The organism is Pseudomonas sp. Sample_24, from assembly GCF_004307605.1.
In the GTDB taxonomy this organism is placed as follows: domain Bacteria; phylum Pseudomonadota; class Gammaproteobacteria; order Pseudomonadales; family Pseudomonadaceae; genus Aquipseudomonas.
The window spans coordinates 12717-35132 of the sequence record NZ_RCNW01000388.1 but is presented as its reverse complement, the minus strand read 5'-3'; the positions used below and the strand labels follow the sequence as shown (position 1 = coordinate 35132).

18 protein-coding genes are annotated in these 22416 nt (G+C 57.5%); 8 read left to right on the top strand and 10 right to left on the bottom strand.

Annotation, left to right across the window (positions count from 1 at the left end; genetic code table 11):
* The first annotated feature begins 84 nt into the window (after window positions 1-84).
* From D8V06_RS21855 to D8V06_RS21835, 5 genes are all read left to right on the top strand, one after another.
* Window positions 85-1239, top strand: coding sequence for a PatB family C-S lyase (locus tag D8V06_RS21855; RefSeq protein ID WP_130931769.1), 1155 nt, complete (start codon window positions 85-87; stop codon window positions 1237-1239).
* A 172-nt stretch (window positions 1240-1411) separates the two neighbouring features.
* Window positions 1412-2269: an SDR family oxidoreductase gene (locus D8V06_RS21850; RefSeq protein WP_130931768.1), complete on the top strand. Its 858-nt coding sequence runs from the start codon at window positions 1412-1414 to the stop codon at window positions 2267-2269.
* Window positions 2270-2367: 98 nt separating this feature from the next.
* Complete coding sequence (locus tag D8V06_RS21845) at window positions 2368-2979, top strand: Yip1 family protein (RefSeq protein WP_130931767.1); 612 nt, start codon at window positions 2368-2370, stop codon at window positions 2977-2979.
* Window positions 2980-2990: 11 nt separating this feature from the next.
* On the top strand, window positions 2991-4355 hold the full coding sequence (locus D8V06_RS21840) for a sodium:proton antiporter (protein WP_130931766.1): 1365 nt from the start codon (window positions 2991-2993) through the stop codon (window positions 4353-4355).
* 188 nt (window positions 4356-4543) lie between these two features.
* Window positions 4544-5020, top strand: coding sequence for a hemerythrin domain-containing protein (locus D8V06_RS21835; RefSeq protein WP_130904874.1), 477 nt, complete (start codon window positions 4544-4546; stop codon window positions 5018-5020).
* 51 nt (window positions 5021-5071) lie between these two features.
* Here D8V06_RS21835 and D8V06_RS21830 read toward each other — a convergent pair whose 3' ends face one another.
* The 4 genes from D8V06_RS21830 to D8V06_RS21815 all read right to left on the bottom strand — a co-directional run bounded on the left by D8V06_RS21830 (window position 5072) and on the right by D8V06_RS21815 (window position 12049).
* Complete coding sequence (locus D8V06_RS21830) at window positions 5072-6994, bottom strand: PAS domain-containing sensor histidine kinase (RefSeq protein WP_056855380.1); 1923 nt, start codon at window positions 6992-6994, stop codon at window positions 5072-5074.
* 95 nt (window positions 6995-7089) lie between these two features.
* Window positions 7090-7992 carry a zeta toxin family protein gene (locus D8V06_RS21825; protein ID WP_130931765.1) on the bottom strand — a complete coding sequence of 301 codons (903 nt, stop codon included), beginning with the start codon at window positions 7990-7992 and terminating at the stop codon, window positions 7090-7092.
* 128 nt (window positions 7993-8120) lie between these two features.
* The gene (locus tag D8V06_RS21820) at window positions 8121-10400 is read right to left on the bottom strand and encodes an ATP-dependent DNA helicase (RefSeq protein WP_130931764.1); all 2280 of its coding nucleotides are present in this window, start codon (window positions 10398-10400) and stop codon (window positions 8121-8123) included.
* Complete coding sequence (locus D8V06_RS21815; RefSeq protein ID WP_347238630.1) at window positions 10397-12049, bottom strand: VRR-NUC domain-containing protein; 1653 nt, start codon at window positions 12047-12049, stop codon at window positions 10397-10399. Before D8V06_RS21815 ends, D8V06_RS21820 begins: the two co-directional genes overlap by 4 nt.
* 203 nt (window positions 12050-12252) lie before the next feature.
* Between D8V06_RS21815 and D8V06_RS21810 the strand changes: the two genes are divergently transcribed.
* On the top strand, window positions 12253-12477 hold the full coding sequence (locus D8V06_RS21810; RefSeq protein ID WP_130904878.1) for a YgdI/YgdR family lipoprotein: 225 nt from the start codon (window positions 12253-12255) through the stop codon (window positions 12475-12477).
* Between the two features lie 126 nt (window positions 12478-12603).
* On the opposite strand, the gene D8V06_RS21805 is transcribed toward D8V06_RS21810, so the two are convergent.
* The 4 genes from D8V06_RS21805 to D8V06_RS21790 form a co-directional block, all read right to left on the bottom strand.
* Window positions 12604-13689, bottom strand: coding sequence for a polyamine ABC transporter substrate-binding protein (locus tag D8V06_RS21805; RefSeq protein WP_130931763.1), 1086 nt, complete (start codon window positions 13687-13689; stop codon window positions 12604-12606).
* 70 nt (window positions 13690-13759) lie between these two features.
* A complete protein-coding gene (locus D8V06_RS21800; RefSeq protein ID WP_056855385.1) occupies window positions 13760-14101 on the bottom strand; it encodes a cupin domain-containing protein in 342 nt (113 codons plus the stop codon).
* Window positions 14102-14131: 30 nt separating this feature from the next.
* Window positions 14132-15538 carry an FAD-dependent oxidoreductase gene (locus D8V06_RS21795; protein ID WP_130931762.1) on the bottom strand — a complete coding sequence of 469 codons (1407 nt, stop codon included), beginning with the start codon at window positions 15536-15538 and terminating at the stop codon, window positions 14132-14134.
* 50 nt (window positions 15539-15588) lie between these two features.
* The gene (locus D8V06_RS21790) at window positions 15589-16404 is read right to left on the bottom strand and encodes a nuclear transport factor 2 family protein (RefSeq protein ID WP_130931761.1); all 816 of its coding nucleotides are present in this window, start codon (window positions 16402-16404) and stop codon (window positions 15589-15591) included.
* Between the two features lie 263 nt (window positions 16405-16667).
* On the opposite strand from D8V06_RS21790, the gene D8V06_RS21785 reads away from it, so the two are divergent.
* On the top strand, window positions 16668-16940 hold the full coding sequence (locus tag D8V06_RS21785) for a DUF1652 domain-containing protein (RefSeq protein WP_034148820.1): 273 nt from the start codon (window positions 16668-16670) through the stop codon (window positions 16938-16940).
* A 170-nt stretch (window positions 16941-17110) separates the two neighbouring features.
* Here D8V06_RS21785 and D8V06_RS21780 read toward each other — a convergent pair whose 3' ends face one another.
* Complete coding sequence (locus tag D8V06_RS21780; RefSeq protein WP_130931760.1) at window positions 17111-19585, bottom strand: UvrD-helicase domain-containing protein; 2475 nt, start codon at window positions 19583-19585, stop codon at window positions 17111-17113.
* Between the two features lie 277 nt (window positions 19586-19862).
* Here D8V06_RS21780 and D8V06_RS21775 point away from each other — a divergent pair, with 277 nt between their 5' ends.
* Complete coding sequence (locus tag D8V06_RS21775) at window positions 19863-20558, top strand: pirin family protein (RefSeq protein WP_056855389.1); 696 nt, start codon at window positions 19863-19865, stop codon at window positions 20556-20558.
* Between the two features lie 208 nt (window positions 20559-20766).
* Here the strand turns inward: D8V06_RS21775 and pgm are convergent, their stop codons facing one another.
* Window positions 20767-22413 (bottom strand): phosphoglucomutase (alpha-D-glucose-1,6-bisphosphate-dependent), encoded by a 1647-nt coding sequence (gene pgm, locus D8V06_RS21770; protein WP_130931759.1) that lies wholly within the window; start codon window positions 22411-22413, stop codon window positions 20767-20769.
* Window positions 22414-22416 lie beyond the last annotated feature (3 nt).

Genomic DNA, 22416 nt, shown 5'->3' with positions numbered 1-22416 from the left:
AGCCAGCTCCCACAGGGGATGTGTTGCCGGGGATTGGCGCTTATCATGGCCGGCATGATTAACCAGCCTTTACGAGATTTGCGCATGACTTTCGATTTTGATCAGGTGTTCGACCGCCACCACACCGGCAGTACCAAGTGGAGCCGCTACCCGGCCGACGTGTTGCCGATGTGGGTTGCCGACATGGATTTCGCGGCACCACCAGTGATCGTCCAGGCCTTGCAAAAACGTCTGGAGCATCCGTTGCTTGGCTACAGCGTGGCTCAGGATGACCTGCGCGAAGCCATCGTTGCTGATTTGTGGAACAAGTACGCCTGGCGAGTCGAGCCGCAAGAGCTGATCTTCCTGCCGGGTGTCGAATCGGGCTTCAACATGGCCCTCAAGGCATTGGTGCAGCCGCAACAGAATGTTGTCGTGCAAGTGCCGAACTACCCGCCGCTGCGCCACGCGCCAGGGCATTGGGGCCTGAACAAGGTGGAGTTGAGTTTCGACCCGCAATCCGACGGCACCTACACCACGCCGTTGGCTGCCTTGAGCCAGTCGCTGCAAGGTGGTGGCGCCCTGCTGCTGAGCAACCCGCACAACCCATTGGGCAAAGCATTCCCTCGGGCCGAACTGCAAGCGATCGCCGACATCTGCCTGGAGCACGGTGCCTGGATCATCTCCGACGAAATCCACGCCGAACTGTGCTTCGACGGCCGCCAGCACATTCCGATGGCCTCCCTCAGCCCGCAAATCGCCCAGCGCACCATTACGCTGATGTCGGCGAGCAAGGCCTATAACATCGCCGGGCTGAAAACCTCGTTCATGATCATTCAGGATCGCCACCTGCGCGAGAAGGTCAACCATGCCCGCTGCGGCATGGTCGACAGCGTCAACCCGCTGGGCATGGAAGCCACGCGCGTCGCTTACAGCGAAGCCGGGCCATGGCTGGCCGCGCTGAAGGACTATCTGCAAAGCAATCGTGATTATCTGGTCGACGCCGTGCGCACCCGCTTGCCGGGCATCAGCATGAACGTGCCGCAGAGCACTTATCTGGCCTGGCTGGACTGCTCGGCGCTGGGGCTGGACAACCCACAGCAATTCTTCCTCGAACAGGCCAAGGTCGGTTTGAGCCCGGGCCTGGATTTCGGTGATGACGGCCTGCAGTTCGTGCGCTTGAATTTCGGCTGCCCGCGCTCGCTGCTCGAAGAAGGCATTGCGCGGATGGAGCGCAGTTTGCGCAACCTCAGGGCCTGACAAATCCCCCGGCAGGAGCGCACTTAAGGACGAACACTGTACCTGTGGCGAGGGAGCTCGCTCCCTCGCCACAGGATGCTAACGTTTTCCCACCATCAAAAATCCAACCGAACTCACGCCAAAACGCCAGGGTCAACCCTTTGACTCCCCCGCCTGAGACCGGAGATTGATGATGAACGAATACCCAAAACCACCCTTCCCGAAACAACAGCAACCCGTCCCTGGCTCCCAGCGCAAAATGGATCCGTACCCGGACTGTGGCGAGCAAAGCTATAAAGGCTCGGGACGCCTGAACGGCAAGATTGCCCTGATCACTGGTGGCGACAGCGGCATTGGCCGTGCGGTGGCGATAGCGTTTGCCCGTGAAGGCGCGGATGTGGCCATTGCCTACCTTGATGAACAGGAAGATGCCGAGGAAACCGCCCGTTGGGTCGAACAGGCTGGGCGCCAATGCCTCTTGCTACCCGGCGACCTGGCGCACAAAGTGCATTGCCAGGCACTGGTCGAGAAAACCGTCGAGCGCTTCGGACGCATCGATGTGCTGGTCAACAACGCCGCTTTCCAGATGACCCACGAAAACCTCGAAGACATTCCCGATGAAGAATGGGTGATGACCTTCGACGTCAACATCACGGCCATTTTCAGGATTTGCCAGGCAGCACTCAAACATATGCAGCCGGGCAGCTCGATCATCAACACCAGTTCGGTCAACTCGGACTTTCCTAACCCGACGCTGCTGGCATACGCCACCACCAAGGGCGCGATTGCCAATTTTTCTGCCGGCCTTGCCCAGATGCTGGGACCGAAGAACATTCGGGTAAACAGCGTGGCGCCGGGCCCCATCTGGACGCCGTTGATCGTGTCGACCATGCCCGAAGAAACGGTACAGAATTTTGGTGGCAATACGCCCCTGGGTCGCCCCGGACAGCCAGTGGAAGTTGCCCCCATCTATGTGCTGCTGGCTTCGGATGAGGGTAGCTACATCAGCGGGCAGCGTTTTGGCGTCACAGGTGGCAAGCCGATACTTTGATACCCGGCGATCCCGAAAAATGGAACCGGTCGACGCTTGCGGCGCTCAACACTCCATAGGCCCACCTCAGGCGGGCCTTTGGATATCAGGAGGTCGCCATGTCCGCACCTATCGTCAAGCTGTTTACTCAACCGAACTATGCGTGGACGGATATTCGCAAGGAGGAGGAAGCGCATCCACGTCATTATCTTGCACATTTACTGTTGCTGGCTTTGATCCCCCCGGTGTGTCTGTTCATTGGGACCACCTACGTAGGCTGGAGCCTGGCGGAAAACGAAACGGTCAAGCTCAGCGCGGCCAGTGCGTTACAACTGTGCATACTGCTTTACGTCAGCATCCTCGTGGGCGTCGCCGTAATGGGCGTGTTCATCCGCTGGATGTCGCGTACCTTCGACGCACGCCCGACTCTCAATCAATGCATCGGTTTTGCCGCCTACACCGTCACCCCGTTTTTCCTCGCCGGTATTGCGGGGCTGTACCCGAGCCGCTGGCTGGCCATCCTGGTGTTAGGCGCGGCGTCGGTCTACTCGACCTTCCTGCTGTTCGTTGGCTTGCCGACGTTCATGCATGAGCGCAAGGAACAAGGCCTGCTCAACTCCGCTTGCGTCTGGGGCGTCGGGCTGTTGGTGCTGGTGACCATCCTGGTGGAAATGATCCTGCTGTGGTTCAACGTGCTTACGCCTGAGTATTTGCGCGCTACTGTCGGTTGAACACCGAAGCCATGAGCTTCATCATCTGGGTCGCCGTGCTGGGGGCCGTGCTGCTGACTTTGGCACTCACCTCGTCGTACCTGCGGTGGATGCCGGTGACCACATCGGCAGTGTGCCTGCTGTTGGGCGTGGCCATCGGGCCGGCAGGCCTCGGTTGGCTCAGGCTGGATATCAAGGACGCGTCGTTCTGGATGGAGCACCTGACGGAAGTCGCGGTGCTCTTTTCTTTGTTCGTCTGCGGGCTCAAGTTGCGGCTGCCGCTCAAGGATCGCAAATGGCGCGTGGCCTATGGGCTGGCGGGACCGGTGATGCTCCTGAGCATCACCGGCGTCTGCCTGATGCTGCATTTTATTTTCGATCTGGCGTGGGGACCTTCGCTGCTGATCGGCGCAATACTGGCGCCGACCGACCCGGTATTGGCATCGCTGGTTCAAGTCAATGATGCCAAGGATGACGATCCTGTCCGCTTCGGGCTTTCCGGCGAAGCTGGATTGAACGACGGGATCGCGTTTCCGTTTGTGATCCTCGGCCTGCTGTTTATTCAACAGGGTGAGGCCTCATCGGCGGCCTGGCTCGATGAATGGGCGCTCAAACGACTGTTGTGGGCAGTTCCCGCCGGTTTGCTGATCGGTTATTGCATGGGCCGTGGCATCGGCCGGCTGACCTTGTCGATGCGCATCAGAAACGCCGACAGCACAGTCTCCCCCAATGATTATCTGACTTTTGCTCTGATCGCACTGGCCTATGTCGCCGCCGAGTCGGTGCATGGCTACGGGTTCCTTTCGGTATTCGCTGCGGGCCTCGGCCTGCGTGGTGCGGAGGTCAAATCCACGGGAGATTCCCAACCACCGGCAGAGCATCTGGTCCAAGCGGTGGTCGGCCATCAGAACGTCGAGCCTGACGCCGCGGTGCATGGCGACGTGGAGCATCTGGAGGAAACGCAAGTCGCGGCCGGGATCATGATCGGCGACATGCTGTCCTTCGGCAGCCTGGTGGAACGTGCCATGGAAGTGTTTTTGGTGACGCTGTTGGGCGTGGTGTTGATGGCTCATTGGGATTGGCGCGCACTGGCCATCGCAGGGGTGTTGTTTTGCCTGATTCGTCCCTTGAGTGTCGCGCTCATACCTTGGGGGAACCTGCTCGACGGTCGGCAACGACTGCTGATCGGCTGGTTCGGCATACGCGGGATCGGCAGCTTTTATTACCTGTTCTATGTCCTCAATCACGGGCTGAACCCAGCGGTGGCGACGCTATGCACTGACCTGACATTGTCCGTTGTCGCGCTTAGCATTTTGATCCACGGCATCAGCACCCAGCCGGTCCTTGCCCGTTATGAGCAGCGCAAAAAGCCAGTGGCAGGACCGCGAACTGCATGAGTCAATCTTCGAACTCATGCACCCTGCATGACTTCCATTTGCCAGCACTCAATCCTATGTCTTTGATGTTTCAGGTTTTTATAAATCAGTCAGAAACGGCACGACAAATGCTCCATTCCCATGAGCGACCTTCGGCATCGAGACCGTTTGCGCCCTACCCCATCCGTGACGATTTGAGAGACCTGACCATGAATGCCATCGACCTGTTGAAAGCCGACCATGAACGCGTAAAGGGCATTTTGAGCCAATTGAGCGAATCCACCGAGCGCGGCGTAAAAAAACGCACAGAGCTGCTTACCAAACTGGAAATGGAGATTTCCATTCACACCCGTCTCGAAGAAGAAATTCTGTATCCGGCGTACAAAAAAGCCGGCGGCAAAGAACAGGACGTCATGTATTACGAAGCCAAGGAAGAACACCGCACCGTTGATTCACTGGTTTTGCCGGATCTGAAACACACCGACCCGTCGACCCCTGAATTCGCCGGTCGCGTCAAAGTGGTCAAGGAGTTGCTGGAGCACCACATTGAAGAGGAAGAGACTGAAATGTTTCCTCAAGCGAAGAAATTGCTCGGCAAAGCTGAACTGGAAGAACTCGGAACACAAATGGAAACCCTGAAAACCCAGCTCAAAAAGCAATTCAGCGAATCGCACATGGCTGCCTGATGAGCAACGACACACACAGGCCTGGCTTTCGTCAGGCCTTTTTTTGCGCAGTTATTTCATTGCCGAGGCAATCGATTTCACCAGATTGAGCTGGGTGAACGGCTTTGAGAGCCGTGGCAGCCTTGCAGCGAAGCCTTCCAGTCGCTCGGCGTAGCCGGTAGCGAGAATGATCGGTATGTCGGGTTTCACAGCGCGAATCGCATCCGCCAGTTGTGCACCGTTCATTTCTGGCATTGCCATGTCGGTGATCACCAGGTCAATGGTGGGATTGACCTCAAACAATTCAAGCCCCTGAGCACCTGACGTCGCGGTGATAACCCGATGGCCGAGGTCTTCGAGCAGCAGGCACGTGCTGGTCAGTACCAGGCTGTCGTCATCGACCACCAACACACACAACCGATGGGTCTCTGGCGTTTTGGCTGGGTCGGCAACCTGGACCGCTACCGCTCCCTCCGATGCGACGGGTAACCACAGTTCGGCTGTGGTGCCGTGATTCTTTTGGCTTTTGAGAATGAACCGCCCGCCCAGTTGCTCGACAAATCCATGGACCATCGACAAACCCAGCCCGGTGCCTTTGCCAAGCCCTTTGGTGGTGAAAAACGGATCCATCGCCGATCCCAGAGTGGCCTCATCCATGCCGTCCCCGGTGTCGCTGATGCTCAGGCAGACATAGCGCCCGTCATCGGGTAAAGGCCGGGGCTCATCCCGGGCATCGGCTTTACGGGCGCTGATGATGATCGTGCCGCCGTTGGGCATTGCATCACGGGCATTGGTGACCAGGTTGAGCACCGCCAGTTCCAGCTGATTGACATCCGCCATGACCGGTTCGATCTCTGGAGGAAAGCGGGTTTGCAGAACCACTGACGGCCCGAGCGAACTGCGCAGCAAGCCGGAAATGCCTTGCACCAGCACGGGAATTTCGACAGGCTCGGATTTCAGTTCCTGGCGTCTGGCAAATGCCAGCATCCTTTGAGTCAGGGAAACACCGCGCTGCGCGCCCTGAGTCGCGTTGTCCAGCAGACGAACGATTTTCGGATCATCGGCCAGGCGTTTGCGCACAATCTCCAGATTGCCAAGAATCACCGTGAGCAAATTGTTGAAGTCATGGGCAATCCCGCCGCTGAGCTGACCAATGGCTTGCATTTTCTGCGCCTGGAACAATGCCTCGCGGGTTTGCTCCAGGGCTTGTTGCGCCTGGGTGACTTCAGTGATGTCACGGGTAATCTTGGCGAAACCGAGCAAGGTGCCGGTTTCTCCCCAAATCGGATCGACCACCACGTGGGCCAGAAAACGCGTGCCGTCCTTGCGAACGCGCCAACCCTTGTTTTCGAATCGCCCTTCATTCGTAGCGATGCTCAGCGTGCGTAGCGGTTCTCCAGCCTCCCGGTCTTCGGGCGTGTAGAACATTGAAAAGTGCTGGCCGATGACTTCTTCCGGCAAATAGCCCTTGATGCGCTGGGCCCCCAGGTTCCAGTTGGTCACATGGCCGCGGGGATCGAGCATGTAGATGGCGTAATCGGTGACACTTTGCACCAGCAAGCGGAATTGCTGTTCGCTTTGCTTGAGGGTTTCTTCAGCCATTTTGCGATCGGTCAGGTCGCGGGTGATCTTGGCGAACCCCAGTAACTTGCCTGTTGGATCGAGAATCGGATCGATCACCACGTGAGACCAGAAATACGTGCCGTCCTTGCGTACGCGCCAGCCTTCACCTTCGAAACGCCCTTCTCGAATCGCCGTATCAAGGGCCTTTTGCGGCAACCCGGCACGGCGATCCTCTTCGGTGTAAAAACGCGAGAAGTGCTGACCAAGAATTTCGTCTTCGTCATACCCCTTGAAACGCCTGGCACCGGCGTTCCAGCTAGTGATGATGCCATCGGGATCAATCATGTAGATCGCATAGTCAACCACCGCATCGATCAACAAACGAAGTCGCTTGTCCTCGAAGCCGTCGGTATTGGTTCGATCTTCGCTCATTGACCCCTCACCCGTTTATGCTTGCTTTGAAGTATGCGACAAACCGCAGGATTGGAAAGCTCCAGTATTTGCGTCATATAGACGCCACGCGGATTTTACCGGTACACGTACTTTTCGATATAGGTATACAGGTCGTTATATACAAAGTCCGGCACTTGCCTGGCGTGGGCACCAGTCTTGAGCAATGCCAAATGGCAGTCTTTCACCATTTCGTTACGCTCCGCCATGGTGTAGACGTTCTTGTCGATGATGGCTTGGTACTCGGTGTAGGTGTATGCCTTGGTCGACTCGCTGACGTTGAGATTGTCCCTGGCATCTCTAGTGTAGGTACTGTGAGCCCGCAAAGTGCGCTCGTTCAAGGTCCCCAATCCGCGTTCATACAAAAGGATCTGTGAACCGCTATGCACTTTGGCGATGGCCTCAAACGCAAGAAGGATGGCCTGCGCGTTACTCATGCTGGCCGTGAGGGCCGAATAGCTGACAAAGCGTTCCAGCTCCTTGTTTTCAAGACTTTTGAGTGCCCTCTTGATGCTGGACACGTGCGCAAACGCCTGGTTGCAACCGACGACATGGGCTTCCAGACGATAGCCATTAGCGATGGACGACAAATCGGAAAAGCGGATGTCATCGAAGGCGCATTCCATGATGAGGTTGTATTTGCGTGTGAGTGCCTCGATGAAGATTTTGCCGCTGAGTTCTCGAACAAACTTCTCTGTGTGGGCATACGCATGCAGGACCCCTTCCTTGATCATGTCCGCGTATTGAGGGTGCTTTTCTCGATACTCGGGCAAGTACAGCCGAACATAATTGGCGTATCGCCCTGAAGGCAGCAGTTCCTTTTCAAGCAGATAGGTTTTACCTGAGCCCTGTAATCCTGCGGTGACCAACAGTTTGGGCGGGGTTTCGGCGGTTTTACCGGCGAACAGTGTGGCCGTGATTTCGTTGAGTGCTTTGGACACGTCTGCAGGCGTATGGGCGTACTTTGGTGTTTCTGACATGGCTTGATTTCCTTATCAAAGAACCGGGTGAGAGTGATACCCGGTCATTTCAATAAAGTGTGCTTTCGGTGATTGTTCAAATCGTCGTTTGCTTCAAGGTATGTCAATGTTTTTAAAGGTAAAAAATCCTACTGGCCGGGGTGAAAAAGCGTTGGTTCCACAGACCACCATCGCGGCAGCAATTGCTTGACCTTGCCCTCGCCAAAGCGGTCATCGATCAACATCACCACGCCTTGATCCTGTTGTGTGCGAATCACCCGGCCTGCGGCCTGGACCACTTTTTGTACGCCGGGAAACAGGTACGTGTAGTCGTAACCGGCACCAAATATCGCCGCCATGCGCCGTTTCATTTGCTCATTGACGGGATTGAGCTGTGCCAGCCCAAGGGTGGCGATGAACGCGCCGATCAAGCGTGCCCCCGGCAAATCGATGCCCTCGCCAAACGCCCCGCCCAGTACGGCAAAGCCGACACCCTGGCCATCGGCGGTGAATTGATCGAGAAATTGCTGGCGTTGTTCCTCTGTCATCCCGCGCGATTGCGACCACAGATTGATCTGCGGATGGCGTTCGGCCAATAGCTGTGCAACTTGCTGCAGGTAATCGAAGCTGCTGAAAAAAGCCAGGTAATTGCCCGGGCGCTGGCTGAACTGCCGGGCAATCAATTCAACGATCGGTGCGAGTGACGCCTGACGATGAACAAAACGGGTGGAGATGCGGTTGACGATGTGCACCTGCAATTGGTCGGCATGAAACGGCGATTCAACATCAATGCACACGGTGCTCGCCGGTGTTCCCAGCAAGTCGGCGTAATAGTGCCTGGGGCTGAGCGTCGCGGAAAACAGCACGGTGCTACGCGCTGCCGTCAAACGGGGGCCGATGAACCCCGCCGGCACCACGTTGCGCAGACAGAGTTGCGAGAGGTTGCGTTTGCGATCGAGATCACGCTTGCTGATGTCGAACAGGTACTGCTCGTCAAAGAGTTCGCCCACACGGCAAAACTGCAGCATGTCGAAGTAAAAGCTCTGTAGCGCGCTGTCCAGCCCCTGCGGGTGATCGTTCAGAAAGTCGCCGATGCTTGCGCTGCAGGATGACAACGCCTGGAGCAACTTTTCCGGAGGTTTGTCATAAGCCTGATAGACGCCGAGTTGCTGGCTATGCAGGGCGTTCCATTCACGGTTCACCCGTTGCAGTGGCTTTTTCAATGCTTCGGGGGCGGTTTTACGCACGCCATTGAGCGTCGCCTGGTCGAGGCTGGCGCTGTACATCTGACGACCGCGCTCCACCAGGTTGTGGGCTTCGTCCACCAATACCGCGACTTTCAATTGGTTGGCCTGGCATAGCCCGAACAACAACGCGCTGAAATCGAAGTAATAGTTGTAGTCGGCCACCACGACGTCGGCCCAGCGCGCCATTTCCTGGCTCAAGTAGTAAGGACAGACCTGGTGCGCCAGGGCGACCTCACGCAGCGCATTCTGATCCAGCAGACGCAACTCACTGGCAGCCTGCCGTGCCGCGGGCAGGCGATCATAAAAACCCCGTGCCAGCGGACAGGATTCGCCGTGACAGGCGCTGCCTGGATGCTCACAAGCCTTGTCCCGGGCGATCATTTCCAGGACGCGCAAGGGTGGCGCATCGGCGCTGTCGAGAATCACCTGCGCGGCATCCAGGGCCAGTTTGCGCCCCGGCGTTTTTGCCGTCAGGAAGAACACTTTGTCCAGTTGCTGCGGCGCCAGGGCCTTGAGCATCGGAAACAAAGTGCCGACGGTCTTGCCGATCCCTGTCGGTGCCTGGGCCATCAGGCAACGGCCGGTGCTGACTGCCTTGAACACGGACTCGGCAAGATGTCGCTGGCCCGGGCGGAAACCGGCATGGGGGAATTGCAATTGCTGGGCGGCGCCATTACGTGCTTCGCGATGAGCCTCTTCCTGTTCAGCCCAGTGTAGAAACAGTCGGCAATGCTGCTCGAAGAACACTTGCAGTTGCCCGGCGCTGAAGGACTCGACCAGACAGGTTTCCTTTTCGCTGACGATATCGAAATACACCAGCGCCAGATTGATCTTCTCAAGCGCCAGTTTCTGGCACATCAACCAGCCGTAGACTTTCGCTTGAGCCCAATGCAGTTGACGGTGGTTGGCCGGTTGCTTGTTCAAGTCGCCCCGGTAGGTTTTGACTTCTTCCAGGCAGTTCTGCGTCGGATCGTAGCCGTCCGCCCTGCCCTTGACCTTCAGGCTTTTGAACAACCCTTCAAGCGCGACTTCACTCTGGTAACCCTCGCTGCGCCGGGACGCTACCGTGCGATGGCCGACAATGCCTTCCAGCGCTGTCGGCGACGGTGTGAAGCGCAGGTCAAGGTCACCGACCTTGGCGGTAAATTCACACAGCGCCCGCACGGCAATGCTGTAGCTCAAGCGGCTTGCTCCGCCCATTGCACATAGCAAACGGCAATCGGCATGCCGTGCTCATGACAGAACTCCAGCCAGCGCAGCTGGTTATCCTGCAAGCGATCCCCTGGCCCTTTGACTTCGATCATGCGGTAGGTTTTTTGCTGCGGCCAGAACTGGATCAAGTCGGGCATGCCCGCGCGATTGGCCTTGATGTCGAGTAACAGTCGATTGAACCAGTGCTTGAGGTGTTCCGCCGGCAAACAATCCAGTGCCTGCTCCAGCAACGCTTCGTTGAGCGCTCCCCAAAACACGAACGGCGATTGCACCCCCCATTTTTCGATAAAGCGTTCACGGATGGTCTGCCGATAACGCCCGTCATCGAGTTCTGCCAGGCACGCCTGGAACAGCTCTGCGCGGCGCTCATGGAAATCTTCGTTGAGCAGGTCCACCGGGCCACGCTGGAACGGGTGGAAGAAAGCCCCGGGCAACGGCGCGAAAATCGCCGGCCAGCACAACAGACCGAATAACGAGTTGATCAGCGTGTTTTCCACATAGTGGACCGGTGCCTCATCCTGCGTGAGGTGCGCCTGCACGTAATGCTCCACCGACAACGCCAGGTCCGTGCGTGGCAATTGCAGGTCCAGGCGCAGCATTTGCCGGGGTGATGCGCGTTTCATTGGCGGCCCGCCGAGCTTGCGCCGCAGCCTTGGCAGCATCCGCAGCAGCACTTGTTGCTCGGCGGCACTTTCCGGTGCCTGTTCGGCCTGGGTGGCCAACGCCAGTGCCAATTGGAATTCACCGCAGCGCTCCAGTACGCGGATCAACCGCAACCGCGCGCCGGGATATCTGCACTGGCGATACAGCGTCAGCGGAGAGGCGAAATCGGCGATGCGCTCGCAATGCTGAGCGATCTGGAACAGCAGTTTCTCGCGGCGCCGTTGCAGCCATGGGTTGCTCAATGTCAGCCCGTTGACCTGTCCGATAACATCCCCCAGCGCTTCACCGGCCTCGAACAGTTGCTGGCAATGGTGCAGGAACATGCAGGCATCCACGTCTTCGCGGCTGCGCAGGCCTCGCGAGTCGGCGCAAAAGTCGACTTTTTCATAGGTAAAGATACCCAGGTCCGCCAGCACGAACTCGGACCAATCCTGGAAAAGATTGCCAAAAAACATCAAGCGCAGGCGATCACACAAGCCCATGATCGTCAGGCTGAACAACTGGTCGTCCAGCGTCGGGCACCATTGCCTGAAGGTGCGAGCCTCGGGAAACTGCTCGCTCAGTGCCGGTAGCCAGTCAGTCTTTTTTCCTTTTGGCTGATCAATGGCCGTACCCAGACATTGGATAATTTCGGCTTTGAGCAACACCTCGAACAGCGTCTCCACCGCCAGGGGCATTTGTTGATCAACCCACGCCAATGTCAGCAACGGGCTGGCAGCGGCGGCGATGTCGCCAATTTCGGGGTAATGCAATTTACCCGCTCTGAAGTGAATGCCCTTGCGCATGATCAGGCGGACCAGCAAGGCCCGGGACTCGCGAGGTAACCCTTTGAAGTCGGTAATGAAGCGCTGTTCCTCGTCAGCCAGCACATCGGCATAGCGATGTTCAAGCCAATCAATGACTTGCATGAAGTTGTTCAAGTAGTAGAACGGATCGTCGAGGGGTTTTGCTGTCACGGGGAATGGGAGCCATGGGAACGAATACTGGTTATGCGTACAGATACCAGCAACGGCCTGCCCGGTGCAAACGGAAAAGGATAAGCGGCGGCGCTGTCAGGTATTTTTTCCGGCGCGCAGAACTTTCCGCCGATCCACGGCACCAACCGCGTTACAGGCACTGTCTAAAGCAACAGTCGGTCTTTTTTGTGGGAGTGTGAGTTATGAATATCAAGACTTTGGGTATGTCCGTGGCGATAGCGGCCTCATTGGCACTCGCCGGTTGTTCTACCCCAACGGTGGTTACCCTGCAGAACGGCACCCAATATTTGACCAAGGACATGCCGAAAACCAAAACCAAGGACGGCTTCTACGAGTTCGAGGATATTTCCGGGGCGAAGGTCAAGGTCAGGTCTGACGAGGTGTCCACCATTCGCAAGGAAGACTGACCGGTGGGGTTCACCTGGTGCGAGCTGCTCACGATGGCGGAGTATCGAGCACCAACAATGTCGAATGTACCGGCCTCATCGCCAGCAGGCTGGTAATGAGGCCTTCAGGTGCTGCCGTCTGACGAATCAGCTACCGGTACGGATCTTGTTCCATAGCCGTGTCCGAATCCGGTCGATGTTCAGTGGCATGGCTTCCAGGGCGAACAATTTGCCCATCATTTCCGGGCTCGGGTAGACCTTGGTGTCATTCTTGATGGCCGGGTCGATCAGGCTGTCTGCCTGTTCATTGCCATTGGCGTAATGCACGTAGTTACTGATACTGGCCATGACGTCGGGGCGCAGCAGGTAATTCATGAACGCATAACCGGCCTTTTCGTCCGGAGCATCTACAGGCATGGCAACCATGTCGAACCAGATCGCTGCGCCTTCCTTGGGAATCGTGTAGCCGATGTCGACACCATTTTTGGCTTCCCTGGCGCGGTTTTCCGCTTGCAGGATGTCGCCCGAGAAGCCGACAGCCACGCAAATGTCACCGTTGGCCAGGTCACTGGTGTATTTGGACGAGTGGAAGTAACTGACATAAGGGCGAATCTTCATCAGCAAGGCCTCGGCCTTTTTGTAGTCTTCCGGACTTTTGCTGTGATGCGGCAGACCTAGATAATTCAGCGCCGCTGGCAACTGTTCGGGGCCGTTGTCGAGGATGGCCACGCCGCATTTTTGCAGTTTTTGCATGTTTTCCGGTTTGAAAATCAGGTCCCAGGAATCCACCGGCGCATTATCGCCGAGCACCGCTTTGACCTTGGCAATGTTGTAGCCGATGCCAGTGCTGCCCCACAGGTACGGCAAGCCGTGCTCATTACCCGGATCGTTGGTTTGCAGTGCCTTGAGCAGCACCGGATTGAGATTCTTCCAGTTTGGCAACTGGCTCTTGTCGAGTTTTTTCAGCGCTCCGCCTTCGATTTGCCGCGCCATGAAGTGGTTCGAAGGAAACACCACGTCGTAACCGGATTTGCCGGTCATCAGCTTGCCATCAAGGGTTTCGTTGCTGTCATAGACGTCGTAGGTGAATGCAATGCCGGTTTCTTTCTGGAAGTTTTTCGTAGTGTCCGGCGCTATGTAGTCCGACCAGTTGTAGATTTTGACCGTTTCAGCCGCCTGGCTGATGGATGCGACCAGCATCAGCGGGGCCAGTGTCAGTGTCTTTCGGATCATGAGCGATTCCTGTATGGGTTTGTTTTTGTTGGCAGGCAATCAAAGGATCAGCTTTTGTTTTTTTAAGAGCTCAAAAAATCAAAACGTAGGTCTTGCGCACGGTTTCCTGGATATCCCAGATACCGAGGCTGTTGGCGGGCAACATCAGTGCATCGCCGGCTTGTATGTGCAGGGTTTCGCCATCGTCCGGGGTGAAGGTGCAGCGGCCCTGGATGAAATGGCAGAATTCCTGGGCAACGATCTGCCGCCGCCAGCGACCGGGGGTGCATTCCCAGACGCCGGTTTCGACGCCGTCGTCGCGCTCGACACTGGTGGTCGAGGCCACCGCCACAGGCGTGCCGAGCGGCACGGCGACCGGGTTCGACTCCTCGAGTTGCAGGGTTGCGGTGTTCTTGAATTGCGTGATGCTCATGGGAATACCTGTGGTTGTAGAACGCGTCGGTTACTGCATGAAACCTTCCATGAACCCCGCCACTCCACTGGCGAGTTTGCGCCGCCAAGGCGCGGTGGCCGGGTTGGCGAGGGTCTGGTCTTCGTGGACAAAGCTGCGGATGATCGCGTTGTAGCCGAGCCAGCGGCAGGGCTCGGGCTCCCAGGCCCGCAGTGCATCAAGGCCACGTTGGGGAATGACCCATGGCTGCCGGACCTGCTCGGTGTCGCGTTGCAGGATCAGGTCCGCCAACGTCCGCCCGCCCAGGTTGCTGGCACCCACGCCCTCCCCGCCATAACCGCCGGACAAGGCGATGCCACTGGCCTGATCGCACAGCATGTGCGGTTTGAACCGCCGCGACATGCCAAGATTGCCGCCCCAGCCATGGGTGATCTGGACGTTCTTGAGTTGCGGGAACAACTCACCGAACAGATAGCGGCGCAGTTCGATTTCACTGCGGGTCAGGTCAAAGTTGTGGCGCAACTTGCCAGCAAACTGGTAACCACCGCGGGCACCGAAAACCAGGCGGTTGTCTGCGGTACGCTGGCCGTAAGTGACCTGGCGGCTGCTTTCACTGAACGCCTGGCCGCGGCTCAGGCCGATTTCGTCCCAGGTCGCAGCGGACAAAGGTTCGGTGGCGACGATCAAGCTTTGTACCGGCAGTTGATAGCGACCTAACGGTGGTAACGTTACCGAATAGCCTTCTACCGCTGGCACTATCCAACGGCTGCGCACCGATGCTTTCGCCGTGCGCAGGCTGCCGGACTGCCATTGGGTCACCGGGCTGTTCTCGTAGATCCGCACACCCATGCGCTCCACCGTCCGCGCCAGGCCGCGTACCAGTTTGGCTGGGTGAATGGTCGCGACATGCGGGGCGTAGATGCCGCCGTAGGGTTTGGCGACACGGATCTGCTGCGCCAATTGTTCAGGGCTGAGCCAACGGTAATCGCGCTCGTTGAGTCCCTGCTGGTAGAGCTTGTCCAGGTATAGGCGCAGGTTGGCTTCCTGTTCCGGGTAGCGGGCAGCGCAGTACAGCACTCCACCTTTGCGATAATCGCAGTCGATGCCCTCACGTTCCAGGACGACTTCTACTTCATCGGGAATACTGTGCAATAAGTCGTATGACGCCCGGCGCTGTTCAGGTGACAGCTCGGCAAGCAGCCGGTCCTCCCCCAACAGATTGCCCATCAACCAGCCGCCATTGCGTCCCGAAGCACCAAAACCGGCGGTTTGCGCCTCGATAATGGCGATGTTCAGGCCAGGTGCCTGACGCTTGAGGTAGTAGGCCGTCCAGAGTCCGGTATACCCGGCGCCGATGATCGCTACATCGATGTCCAGATCCTGTTCCAGCGCCGGACGCGCCAGCAATGGCTCGTCGAGTTGGTCCATCCACAAACTGATAGTGCGCCACGCCGGCATGCAAGACTCCGCCAATCAAACTTCGTTGGCGCTGATCCTAGTGCGTGAGCTCAAGCGTTGTCTTGCGCGCGTGCACGCAAAGAAATTTGTTTGGCATACGCCTTGGGTGACAGCCCGGTGTGTTGACGGAAACAGCTGTAGAACGCCGACAACGAATTGAACCCGGCAGCGAACGCCAGTTCGTCGATGCGCAGCGGTGGTGCGGCGTTGTCCAGCGCCGCGAGAAGATGTTGCAGGCGCGCCTGGTTGACGTAGCGATAGAAGCTCTGCCCCAACACCTGATTAAGCAAATAGGAAATCTGGTTGCGACTGTACCCGCACTCCTTTGCCACCCGTTGCAGGTCAAGTTCAGGGTCGAGATAGGGTTGCTGGCGCTGGAAATACTGTTGCAGATCCTCGGCCATGAAACTCAACTGCCGTGGTGACAAACCCAGGCGACTGACCGCCGGCCGCTGGCTGCTGCTGCTTTTACCGCTGGGTTGTTCACGCACCACAGAGGCGTATTCGTTGACCCGCCAGATCAGCCCGTCCTTGACGGTAATCGCTTCACTGGCGCGAAACGACACCAACCCTTCGCCGCCACGCAGGGTGATGCGGTACTGAATGAACGCCGTGTTGCCGTCCAGCCGAATGCGGTCCGAATGTTCCAGCGCCTCATCCGGATCGCGGGGCATGCTGCTGCGCACGTATTCGCGCAAGTGCTCAAGGCCCATCACGCGGTTCTGGAAAAAGTCGTTGTACTGGATCTCGGGATGGTAAAGCGCCATGACCCCGTCGAGATCCCGGTGTTTCCAACGCAGGTGATAACGCATGACCGTCTCGGCCGTGGCCTGGGTTTGCTGCGGGCCATCATCCTCGGCGTGCATAAAGGTCTCGACGTGAAAAAGCCGAGCTTGCCCAACTTCGGCTTCTGCATCAATGGTTAAACGGATAGCGGTATATTTGCGAAAACGTTTGCGCCAAAACGCGTGAATAAAAAATGCGAAGCAATTGCCAAACGGCCTGAAAAATCCACATTTTTTTCACATTCAGGTGCTACTTTTAAAGTCTGTCATCGGTAGAGCCAATGAAGGCTCTTCCCTCCTAACGTGAGCTAAAGGAAGCGCTCGATGAAGAAGGTGGGCAACACATGAATAAAGGGTTCAGCAAGGTCACTTTTCCAAACGCCTGCCAGCTGATGCGCTGGCATTTTCATCCCATGGGTTTCGAGGCCAGCATGGATGCCCCGGGCAGCATGATTGCCCGTTTGTTTGATCGAGCAACCGGCGAGACCATGATCGCCATTGCCGGTATTCCGTGTGCGACGGTGATGAACGCCGCCGATGTGGAGCGAATCATCGAAGCCGTGGAGGATGAGCTTGAGGCGTTCATTCCCCCGGTAGCCCTCAGGAGCTATGCCTGAAGGCCTGAAAGTCATAAAAAAGCCCACTTCACGTGTAATGCTGTTCACTTAAATGAGCATTAGCATCCTGTGGCGAGAGAGCTCGCTCCCTCGCCACAGGTACAGTGTTCGTCCTTAAGTGAACAGCATTACACTCCCGGTGGGCTTTTTGTTGAGTGAAATCCAAAGACTCACGCCACAGTCTTGCCCTGGCGATGATCAGCAAAGAATGCCTTGCCCTTACCGATCCGGTCGGACGCCTTGGGCATGTTTGCAGCCTGATTGTCCGCCGTATCGACATACCAGTAGCAATGACTCACTGCCCGGGTAATGCCCACGTAGGCCAGGCGCAGGATTTCGTCTTTCTGCGCATTGTCGTACGGCTCGTTATCACCAGCCTTGCCCAGGCCGGCCATGCGGTACACCTGATTCTTGTAGGGAGAACTGGTCAAGTGCTGACAGTCGCCAAGCAGGAAAACCGCGTCCGCCTGCAGACCCTTGGCGCTGTGATAAGTCAGCTGTTTCAAGCGCCTTGCGTCATACGGCAAGCTAGAATCAAGATTAACTACAGACTGAATATGCTCTTCTATCAATGACTTATCGCTGCTTTTTCGATAGAGCATCAAGATTGAATCGCCCTTCCTGTAATGTTCCATCAACCTTTGAGCCAGGCCTTGGTCGTCACGGTCCAGCACGTTGACTGGCAGTAACGGCTTTGGCTCACCGCTGGCCTTGGCCTTCTTGCCAGCAATCGCCGGAGCGGCGCGCACGATGTGTTCGGCAGCGTCGATGATGTGTTGATGGCTGCGGTAATTGTCGCTGAGCATGACTTTGGTGGTGCTCGGGGACGAGAACGACTGGTTGAACTCCATGAAATAACTTGGCGAACTGCCGCGCCAACCATAAATCGACTGCCAATCATCCCCCACGCAAAGCAAAGACGAGCGTTGCGCGCCGCGCCCGACATGCATGGCCGGACCCCGACTGCGGATTTCTGCCAGGCTGGCACGAATCCACGACACGATCTGCGGTGAGACATCCTGGAATTCATCGATCATCAAATGCGACAGCGGCCTTAGCAACTCATCGCTGAGCAACTTGAGATTCTCCGGCGAGTGCTCGCTGAACAGCGCGAACATCCGGTTGTAGGTCATGATCGGCGGTTTCTGGTCGAGCAAATGATCTTCCAGTGCACGCCAATACAGACTCAAGGCCTCAAAGAAGAACCGGTCCGGGTCATCCTTGCCGAAGCTCATCTGGCCCACGGCGGTCGGTACGTCCAGGCCCAGGTTCTCGATAAACCCGGCAGCAGCGACAAAACAGTCGAGCAACGGTGCAGAAGCGAGCTCACCCTTGACCTTGTAATCGAAGCCTGGCCCGGCACTGGCATCTCCTGCCAGCGACGCCAGAACACGTTTCGACGATTCATAACTATCCAACCATATCAAAGGCTTACGGCAGAAAGCTTGAAACAGGGTGCGCTTTACAGCCCATTCCGCGCGCACGCTCAACTTTGCGTTGGGACGCGTCAGTTGAGGGTTTTCCCGAGGATCGAAACCCAGCACCACCCAGGCATCCAGCGACGGAATGTAGCCGTGACAATGAAATCTCGAACCGTTGATATCGAACGTCTGGCGATTGGGCTCGATACCTTTGATCGGCCAGGCTTTGGCGCGAAACCACAGGTCTTCGATCATGTCGCAAAGTTCTTCATCGCGTTTGGCGGCCAGTTCGGTCACGGCCATGCGCTTCTGCACATCCGGGTGATCGCGCTCCAGCTCCTTGAGCTGCAAGGCATGGCGCGACAGCGGCTTGATCAACTCGCGAAAGCGTTCGTCGCGGGTATGCAAGGCGTGATAACAGGCATTGAGTTGCTGGCGCTGGGCATCGTTGATGCGCAAGTCGAACGGATTGCTGTCCACCTCTTCCTCAGAACCTTGTATCCGGTGGCTGAGGTTCTCGAAGGCCTGCAAGCGCTCAAAACCCGGCAGGCTGCGCACCATGGGCAGAATCCGCGAGTGGAAAGTACGCACCAGATCGCGTGCTTCCTTGAAGCTGAGCGCCCGCCCCCAAAGGGCAAACAGCTCGATCAGCTTGTTGATGAAGTCTTTGCGCGATTCGCGGGTGAAGGTCACGACTGTCATCGAACTCAGCTCGAAGCCTAGGTATTGCGTCAGCAACACAATACGCAGGACCAGCGTTGTCGACTTGCCCGCACCCGCGCCGGCGATTACCGAGGTAGACGGCGTATCGCTGAAAATCATCTTCCACTGAGCGGTGCTGGGTTGCGCATGCGGCGGCAGCAGTCGTGCGACGTCCGCCTTCATGCGTTTTTTCAGTTCGGCGGTCAACGGCAGGCGCCAATCATCGAACAAATGATCATCAATGTTGGGCGGCCTGTGTTCAGTGCTGCGTGAGTCACGAATCAGCAATACCTGTCGGCCTTCTTCCAGCCCTTCCAGTTTGCCTTCCTTGTAGCCGTAGTCCACCCCGGCAATATGCCCGCTGCGAAAACCGTCCGCCTGGCCGTGCAACCACGAAGCACGGTGCTGTGCACGCAAGCGGGTCAAGCCATGGCCAAAAAACCGGGCGGCCAGACGCTTGAGCAGCGGCATCTCGGCCAAAGGGCGAAGTTCAGGTGGAAGATCGGGGGTGTGTTGCGCCACGCGGACGGACTCCATGGTCTGAGACTGTTGACGGCTATGGTGTCTGCATTTGCCGATGAGTTCTAGTGAAATGCTTGTAGCTCATTGGCTTATACGTTGAAGTGAAGGCCGAATGACAATATTTCGAAGGGTATTTATATCGATACATTCGATTGTTATGAGGCATTTTTTACGCTTTTTATCGATTGTTGCCTGTTGGATGATGGCCGTCATCAACCACCGGTCTCGCTTCATGGCTCATGCATCAAGCCCATGACGAACCTTTCAGGAGACGATCATGCTTGAACTCAGACCTTTCAACTCGCTGGGTGGCGCTCACCACGGCTGGCTGGATGCACATCATCACTTTTCGTTCGCCGAATACCACGACCCAAAACGCATGAACTGGGGCAACCTGCGGGTGTGGAACGATGATGTAATCGCCCCCGGTACCGGCTTCCCGCAGCATCCACATCGGGACATGGAAATCATCACTTACGTGCGTGAAGGTGCAATCACCCACCAGGACAACCTGGGCAACAAGGGCCGCACTGAGGCCGGTGACGTCCAGGTCATGAGCGCTGGTACCGGTATTGCCCACAGTGAATACAATCTGGAAGCGACACCGACCAGGATTTTCCAGATCTGGATCATTCCGAATGAATCCGGACTGGCACCGTCCTGGGGCGCCAAGCCGTTTCCCAAAGGCCAGCGCGAAGGTTTCGTGACGTTGGCCAGCGGCAAGGACGGCGATGATCAAAGCCTGCGTATTCGCGCCGATGCCCGGTTGGTGGCGGCGAATCTGAAAGCGGGTGAAACCGCGGAATATCGGCTGGACAGCGGTCGTCGCGCGTATCTGGTTCCGGCCACCGGCGTCATTGAAGTCAATGGCTTGCGTGCACAGGCTCGCGACGGCATTGCAGTTGCCGACGAGCAGGTACTGCAAGTAACAGCCGTCGAGGACAGCGAGATTGTGCTGGTGGATCTGGCTTGATTGGGTAATTGCGACGTACAAAAAAGGGGTGGCCAGAACGGTCACCCCTTTTCTATATGCCGTCTATCAATTTGTGGCGAGGGAGCTTGCTCCCGCTCGGCTGCGCAGCAGTCGTAAATACAACGAATGCGCACTGTCAGGAACAGCGCCATGGGGGCCGCTTCGCCGCCCAGCGGGAGCAAGCTCCCTCGCCACCAACGCCCATCACTTACTTCGTGGAAATAGCGCCATCCACCAACGTCTGCGCTTCGGCCACCAACTGCTTGAGATGGTCGTCGCTGACAAAGCTTTCCGCATAGATTTTGTAGATGTCTTCGGTACCCGACGGACGCGCAGCGAACCAACCGTTCTCGGTCATGACCTTCAAGCCGCCAATCGCCTGGTCGTTACCGGGCGCATGGCTGAGAATGCTCTGGATGGGCTCGCCCGCCAACTCGGTGGAGGTCACCTGTGCCGGCGACAGCTTGCTCAGCAAAGCTTTTTGCTCCGGGTTGGCCTTGGCGTCGACCCGCACGGAGAAAGGTTCTCCCAGTTCATCGGTCAAGGCTTGATAGGCCTGGCTCGGGTCGCGACCGGTGCGGGCGGTCATTTCAGCGGCCAACAATGCCGGGATCAGCCCGTCCTTGTCGGTACTCCAGACGCCACCGTCCTTGCGCAGGAACGATGCTCCGGCGCTTTCTTCACCACCGAAGCCCAGAGAACCATCGAACAAGCCATCGGCAAACCACTTGAAGCCGACCGGCACTTCGTACAGGCGACGCCCCAGACGCTTGGCCACGCGATCGATCAACCCGCTGCTGACCACCGTTTTGCCGACGGCAGCGTCGGCGCGCCATTGCGGCCGGTTCTGGAACAGATAATCAATGGACACCGCCAAATAATTGTTCGGCGCCAGCAAGCCACCGGACGGCGTAACAATGCCATGACGGTCGTGATCCGGGTCGCAGGCGAATGCCACGTCGAAGCGTTCCTTGAGGCCGATCAGACCTTGCATGGCATGCGTGGACGATGGGTCCATGCGAATCTGGCCGTCCCAGTCGACGGTCATGAAGCGGAACGTCGGATCAACCTGTTTGTTCACCACGTCCAGGTCCAGGCGGTAATGCTCGGCAATCGCCGACCAGTAGCGCACCCCTGCTCCGCCCAGCGGATCGACACCCAGACGCAGTTTGGCATCACGGATCGCATCGAAATCGATGACGTTGATCAGGTCGGCAACGTAGGTGTTCACATAATCGTGGCGATGGGTGGTGCTGGCCTTCAGCGCTTGCTCGTAACTGATGCGCTTGACCCCGGCGAGCTTGTTGCCCAGCAGTTCGTTGGCTTTGGCTTCGATCCACTTGGTGATGTGGGTATCGGCTGGGCCACCGTTGGTGGGGTTGTATTTGTAACCCCCGCTTTGCGGCGGGTTATGCGACGGGGTGATGACGATGCCGTCAGCCAGGCCCGAGGTGCGTCCACGGTTGTAGCAAAGAATCGCGTGGGAAATCGCCGGCGTCGGGGTGTATTCGTCGCCTTCGGCAATCATAACCGTCACACCGTTGGCCGCCAGCACTTCCAGGGCGCTGGCGCCTGCTGGAGTGGACAGCGCATGGGTGTCGATACCGACGAACAGCGGGCCGTCGATGCCTTGCGCCTCGCGATACAGACAGATTGCCTGGCTGATGGCCAGAACGTGCCATTCGTTGAAACTCAGGTCGAAGGAGCTGCCTCGGTGCCCGGACGTGCCAAAAGCCACGCGTTGGGTCGAAATGGCGGCATCTGGCTGGCCGGTGTAATACGCCGTAACCAGTCGCGGGATATCGACCAACAATTCTGCCGGTGCCGGTTTGCCCGCATATTGACTGAGTGTCATGCA

Coding starts and splice junctions, on each gene's coding strand:
- D8V06_RS21855 (WP_130931769.1), top strand. CDS start 85: ATGACTTTCGATTTTGATCAGGTGTTCGACCGCCACCACACCGGCAGT.
- D8V06_RS21850 (WP_130931768.1), top strand. CDS start 1,412: ATGAACGAATACCCAAAACCACCCTTCCCGAAACAACAGCAACCCGTC.
- D8V06_RS21845 (WP_130931767.1), top strand. CDS start 2,368: ATGTCCGCACCTATCGTCAAGCTGTTTACTCAACCGAACTATGCGTGG.
- D8V06_RS21840 (WP_130931766.1), top strand. CDS start 2,991: ATGAGCTTCATCATCTGGGTCGCCGTGCTGGGGGCCGTGCTGCTGACT.
- D8V06_RS21835 (WP_130904874.1), top strand. CDS start 4,544: ATGAATGCCATCGACCTGTTGAAAGCCGACCATGAACGCGTAAAGGGC.
- D8V06_RS21830 (WP_056855380.1), bottom strand. CDS start 6,994: ATGAGCGAAGATCGAACCAATACCGACGGCTTCGAGGACAAGCGACTT.
- D8V06_RS21825 (WP_130931765.1), bottom strand. CDS start 7,992: ATGTCAGAAACACCAAAGTACGCCCATACGCCTGCAGACGTGTCCAAA.
- D8V06_RS21810 (WP_130904878.1), top strand. CDS start 12,253: ATGAATATCAAGACTTTGGGTATGTCCGTGGCGATAGCGGCCTCATTG.
- D8V06_RS21805 (WP_130931763.1), bottom strand. CDS start 13,689: ATGATCCGAAAGACACTGACACTGGCCCCGCTGATGCTGGTCGCATCC.
- D8V06_RS21800 (WP_056855385.1), bottom strand. CDS start 14,101: ATGAGCATCACGCAATTCAAGAACACCGCAACCCTGCAACTCGAGGAG.
- D8V06_RS21795 (WP_130931762.1), bottom strand. CDS start 15,538: ATGCCGGCGTGGCGCACTATCAGTTTGTGGATGGACCAACTCGACGAG.
- D8V06_RS21790 (WP_130931761.1), bottom strand. CDS start 16,404: ATGCACGCCGAGGATGATGGCCCGCAGCAAACCCAGGCCACGGCCGAG.
- D8V06_RS21785 (WP_034148820.1), top strand. CDS start 16,668: ATGAATAAAGGGTTCAGCAAGGTCACTTTTCCAAACGCCTGCCAGCTG.
- D8V06_RS21775 (WP_056855389.1), top strand. CDS start 19,863: ATGCTTGAACTCAGACCTTTCAACTCGCTGGGTGGCGCTCACCACGGC.
- pgm (WP_130931759.1), bottom strand. CDS start 22,413: ATGACACTCAGTCAATATGCGGGCAAACCGGCACCGGCAGAATTGTTG.